The organism is Novosphingobium sp., from assembly GCF_032093395.1.
Taxonomy (GTDB): domain Bacteria; phylum Pseudomonadota; class Alphaproteobacteria; order Sphingomonadales; family Sphingomonadaceae; genus Novosphingobium.
Genome location: NZ_DAMDBA010000143.1, coordinates 1 through 4,868 on the forward strand (window position 1 = coordinate 1; position 4,868 = coordinate 4,868).

Below are 4,868 nucleotides of genomic sequence, written 5' to 3' on the forward strand. Positions count from 1 at the left end.
ACTGCCCAAGGCGGCCAGCAATGCCGCCATGCTCGACCGGGTGATCCGCGCGCTCGACCAGGCCGCGCAGCGCCAGGATGCCGGCAAAAGGCGAACGCCCGGGAAATCCTGACGACGTCGCCACTTCATTCACCATCCAATGAAAGGACACATTCCATGCGTTATCAGCTGTTTCGCGACGACGACCAAAGCCAGCCGGTCGCTGAGAGTGATGAATTCCAAAGCGAGTTCAAAGCGACCGAATGGGCGCGTGCGTGGGTGGAAACCAACGGCGCTCACGATCGCTACCGCTTCCAGCAGGTGGACGGCGGCCGGCCCATGCTCTTGCTGAAGACCGTTGCCGGACAATGGTATGTGATGCCGCTTGCCGAGCAGGTTGCGGCATAGCCGATCTTGCCGGGTCCGCGCCCTTCCCCTCTCGCACCGGTCCTCGCCGTGGATTAGGCTTTCCAAGCGCCATGGTTCCCGGTGCGCCACAGCCACAGGCTCTTCTCGAGCCACAAGCGGACGACATGATGCCCGAACCCTATCGTTCAACGCCAGTGTTCGATCAGGACACAATCCCCTCCGGACTGCGCGGCAATCATCGAACCAAGGCGGGGGTTTGGGGCGTCATCCGCGTCCTGGAAGGCGCCCTGCGTCTCACCTATGTCGAGCCGCGATCCGAAATCGTTCTCGAACCGCGTGTCGTGGGCGTCGTGAAACCCGAGCAGGAGCATTTTGTCACGCCGCTGGACAACGTGCGGATGCAGGTCGACTTCTACAATGAACCGCCCCATGGGTGAGGCTGTGCCCAACCTCCAGAGTCCTTGGTATGCTTGAGCGCGGCAGGGCCGATTTCAGGGTCCGATGCCGATCCGCGCCAGGGCCTGCGTCAAATCGCCTTGCCGGAAGGGTTTGGTCAGGCGCGCGAGATCGGGTCGATGCTGTCAGAATCGGCGTAGCCCGAGATGATGAGCACCGGCATCGGCTGACGCGCGCGAAGCGCCCGCGCCAGTTCGGTCCCCGTCATGCCGGGCATCAGATGATCGGTCATCAGAAGATCGGTCATCAGAAGATCTGGCGTGAGACCCTCGTCCACCAACCGCAGCGCGGCCGCGCCGCAATTGGCCTCGATCACGCGATAGCCCATTTCGGTGAGCATATCGGCGGTTGTCGTGCGGATCAGGTCTTCGTCGTCGACGAGCAAGACCATTCCGATCTCCCGTCGCTCGGGTGCTTGGGTGTTCGATACCGGCGCCGTGCAAGGCTCTTGCGGCGCAAGCGGCAGCCACAAGTCGATGCAGGTGCCCGACCCCGGCTGGCTTTCGATGCCCATGTGTCCGCCGAGCTGGGCCGCCAGGCCATGGACCATCGACAAGCCGAGCCCCGTGCCTTTGCCAACGCCCTTGGTCGAGAAGAAGGGCTCGATTGCGCGCGCGAGGGTCTCCTCATCCATCCCGGTACCGGTGTCGGCGACCGAGAGCCGCACGCGCGGCGCTCCTGCCTCACCCCGCGCGTTCGCCTCGAAGGTCACGCCGAGGGTCAAGGTGCCGCCGCCTGGCATTGCGTCACGCGCATTGACTGCGAGGTTCAGCAGCGCCATCTCGAGCTGGTTCGCATCCGCCAGCGCGCGGGGCGTGGTTCATCCACGTCGAGGCGGACCTCAATCTGCGGGCCTGCGGAGGTTTCGATGAGGTCGGCCATGCCCTGGACCAAAGCTGCGACGTCGACGGCGACCGGCTTGAGCGGCTGCCTCCGGGCAAAAGCGAGCAGCCTCTGCACCAGCGTTTTTGCCCGTTCCGCGGAGGCGAGCGCTCCGGCAATCGTGCGCTTGGCGCGGTCATCGCCAATCCCCCGCCGCTCAAGCATGTCCAGGCCGCCGATGATGGGCGTCAGCAAATTGTTGAAGTCGTGCGCAACGCCCCCGGTCAGCGTTCCGATCGCTTCGAGCTTCTGGGCATGGCGCAGCTGTTCATGGGCCTGGTTGAGCGCCGCGGTTCGTTCGGCGACGCGGGCCTCCAAGGTCTCGTTAAGATCGCGCAGCCGTGCCTCGCTGATCTTGAGCGCTCGGGTGCTCTCCTCGGCTCGTTCGCGCGCCGCGACCAGATCCCGCTCATAGGATCTGCGATCGGTCGCATCGACGAGCATGATCCGCGTACCGACAGGTCGGCCCTCCACATCCACTCGCCGCCATTCCGTCAGGACCGGCAAGCGCCGGCCTTCAGCGCATCTCAGATCAATGGCGACCTGCCGGACGACGCCCTCCCTGTGAAGAAGCGGCGACACATGGGTCTCGAAAAAAATCCGACCGGCCGGCGTCAGCACATCCTGGATTTTCCGACCGACCACATCGGCTTTGCCGACTCCCAGCCATGACAATAGCGTCGCGTTGATCCTGACAACGCGCAGCCGGCTGTCGAGCGTCACATAACCGCACGGGGCATGATCGTAGAGATCGTCGAGCGTTTCTTCGGGAGGCTGATCGTCGGGTGGCGGCTCGGACACTAGGGGCGCCTCAGCTATCCAGAAACTGGCGCATCGCCTCGATGGTCTCGGCCGGCGCGCTCATGTGCGGACAATGGCCGGTAGCCGCCATGATATGTAGCTGCGCATTGGGCATTCGCGCCGCCACATACTGCCCGACCTCTTCGGGGGCGACCATATCGCTCATCGTTTGGAGGACGAGGGGCCGGGTTTCGCATTTTGGTAAATCGGAGCGGTGGTCCGAAAGAAACGTCACGCGCGCGAAATGGGCCGCGATGCTGGGATCGGTGCGGCAGAAACTCTCGCCCAGATCAGAACCGAGCTCGGACCTGTCGGGATTGCCCATGATGGCGCGGGATCCGTCACGCGCCCATCCGAGAAAGTTGCTGTCGATCACCTCAAGCAGTTCATCCAGGTCCTGGCGCGAAAATCCGCCCTTGTAGCCGGGCTCGTCGACATAGCAGGGCGAGGGACACACCATGATGAGGGAGGCGAAGCGATCCGGCTGCTCGATCGCGGCAAGCATACCCATCATCCCCGCGACCGAATGACCCGCAAAGATGACGTCGGAAAGGTCGAGTGCGTCCAGAACCTCCAGAATGTCGCGCTTGTAACCGTGCAGGCTGCTATATTTTTCTGGATCGAAGGCGGAAAGGTCCGACTGGCCCGCGCCGAAATGATCGAAGGCGACCGTCCGGTACTCGGTCGAAAAGGCGGGAATGACGTCCTTCCAGGCCTGTTGGTCGCACCCGAAGCCATGGGCAAATACAATTGTGCGACGGCCGCTGCCAGAGACGGTCACATTGTTTCGCTGAAGCACGCTCATTCGTTCCGCACCAACTCCGTCCGTTATTTCCGGTGGCTTATATCTTCGTACATGCGCGGCGCGGGTGCAAGAACTTGCGAGCCTTGGCCGCCGCGACCGGTCTGGTCCGTGGACGAATGGTTGGCCTGCGCGACCCATTCTCCTATAGCGGGCACGCGGATCGCCCGTACATGATCGGGCGTTAACCTCCCCAGGGGTATTTGCATGCAGTCTGCTGGCCACAATGCCCGATCCTGAGACCTTGCGCCGCAGCCGCGCAGCACCTGATGATCTGGATTGTCTGGTGATCGGAGGTGGGCCCGCGGGCCTCACGGCGGCGATCTATCTCGCCCGCTTCCATTTGCGGGTCGCGATCGCCGACGCCGGCGCCAGCCGGGCCGGCCTCATCCCCCTCACCCGTAATCACGCCGGCTTTCCCGAGGGTATTGCCGGGGCGGACCTCCTTGCTCGCATGCGCGAGCAGGCTCTTCGCTATGGCGCGACGCTCGCCCAGACCTCGATCGCGCGGCTGGAGCGGGCCGGAGACGATTTCGTGGCCCATGGCGAAACGAACGCGTTCAGGAGCCGGACCGTGCTGCTGGCCACCGGCGTTTCGAACCATCGGCCCCCAATGGATGAGGCGATGCACGCCCGGGCGCTCGAGCAGGGATTGCTGCGTTACTGTCCGATCTGCGACGGCTTTGAAGTGACCGATCGGCGCGTCTGCGTTCTGGGGACTGGCGAGCGCGGGGTGAAGGAGGCGATCTTCCTGCGCAGCTATTCCCGCGACCTGTCTCTGATCGCTCCGGCCGGCGCGCATGATCTGTCCGACGAGCAGAGAATGGCGCTGCGCGATGCCGGAATCGCGGTCGTGGACGGGCCCTGCGCCAGCTTCGCGATCGGGGAGAACGCCATCGAGGTCGCGACGCCCGACGGCACGCAGACTTTCGCGAGCCTCTATCCTGCGCTTGGATCGACGATCCATTCTGAGCTGGCGGTCGATCTCGGCGCCAAGGCAACGGACGATGGCTGCCTGGTGGTGGACAGCCACCAGCGCACCAGCGTGCCGGGCCTCTATGCGGCCGGCGACGTCGTCCTGGGGCTCGACCAGATCAGCCATGCAATGGGCGAAGGGGGAGTCGCAGCGACCACCATTCGCAACGACCTTGCGGAGCGCTCGCCGCTTCGCCGATAACCCCTGACCGTTCTTTGAGGGGACGGGCCCCTTTCAGCCGTCCTTGCCGCCCGAAATGACCGTGAACGGTGCCCCCTCGATGCCGCAGTTGCGGATCGCCTCCACGAACCCTTCCGTCATGGATCCCTCATAGCCCGGGACCAGATGGCCGCATTCCTCAACAAGATCGCCAAGGCTATCGGGACTATGGCGGCCCGACAGGAGCGCATCGCGGGCGAAGGCGCCCTGCAGCCGGATGAGATCGCGCCTGAGGTCCTGGACCACCGTGGCCAAAGCGTCGAGATCTTCCTGGGCCATGCACCGCTATAGCGCTTTACCGTAGCATTCGACAGCGTAATAAAATTTCTGGCTCTGTTGCAAACATTTGGGACCGCCGAACGACACCGCGCCTTTTTTGGGATC

General features: G+C 64.0%; 7 protein-coding genes. 3 read left to right on the forward strand and 4 right to left on the reverse strand.

The window, feature by feature from the left end:
- Positions 1 to 156: 156 nt before the first annotated feature.
- Together RT424_RS23855 and RT424_RS23860 are read left to right on the forward strand one after the other, a co-directional pair.
- Positions 157 to 387, forward strand: coding sequence for a hypothetical protein (locus RT424_RS23855; RefSeq protein ID WP_313443302.1), 231 nt, complete (start codon positions 157 to 159; stop codon positions 385 to 387).
- Positions 388 to 512: 125 nt separating this feature from the next.
- Positions 513 to 785, forward strand: coding sequence for a DUF1971 domain-containing protein (locus tag RT424_RS23860; RefSeq protein ID WP_409521585.1), 273 nt, complete (start codon positions 513 to 515; stop codon positions 783 to 785).
- A 116-nt stretch (positions 786 to 901) separates the two neighbouring features.
- On the opposite strand, the gene RT424_RS23865 is transcribed toward RT424_RS23860, so the two are convergent.
- Genes RT424_RS23865 through RT424_RS23875 form a run of 3 tightly spaced genes read right to left on the reverse strand, consistent with a single transcriptional unit; the run spans position 902 to position 3,292 of the window.
- Positions 902 to 1,585, reverse strand: a complete 684-nt coding sequence (locus RT424_RS23865) for an ATP-binding protein (protein WP_313443305.1) — start codon at positions 1,583 to 1,585, stop codon at positions 902 to 904.
- On the reverse strand, positions 1,573 to 2,487 hold the full coding sequence (locus RT424_RS23870; RefSeq protein ID WP_313443307.1) for a PAS domain-containing protein: 915 nt from the start codon (positions 2,485 to 2,487) through the stop codon (positions 1,573 to 1,575). Before RT424_RS23870 ends, RT424_RS23865 begins: the two co-directional genes overlap by 13 nt.
- Before the next feature lie 10 nt (positions 2,488 to 2,497).
- Positions 2,498 to 3,292 (reverse strand): alpha/beta hydrolase, encoded by a 795-nt coding sequence (locus tag RT424_RS23875; RefSeq protein ID WP_313443309.1) that lies wholly within the window; start codon positions 3,290 to 3,292, stop codon positions 2,498 to 2,500.
- A gap of 223 nt (positions 3,293 to 3,515) precedes the next feature.
- Between RT424_RS23875 and RT424_RS23880 the strand changes: the two genes are divergently transcribed.
- Positions 3,516 to 4,466 (forward strand): NAD(P)/FAD-dependent oxidoreductase, encoded by a 951-nt coding sequence (locus RT424_RS23880; RefSeq protein WP_313443311.1) that lies wholly within the window; start codon positions 3,516 to 3,518, stop codon positions 4,464 to 4,466.
- A 33-nt stretch (positions 4,467 to 4,499) separates the two neighbouring features.
- Here RT424_RS23880 and RT424_RS23885 read toward each other — a convergent pair whose 3' ends face one another.
- Positions 4,500 to 4,763 carry a hypothetical protein gene (locus RT424_RS23885; RefSeq protein WP_036528746.1) on the reverse strand — a complete coding sequence of 88 codons (264 nt, stop codon included), beginning with the start codon at positions 4,761 to 4,763 and terminating at the stop codon, positions 4,500 to 4,502.
- Between the last annotated feature and the right edge of the window lie 105 nt (positions 4,764 to 4,868).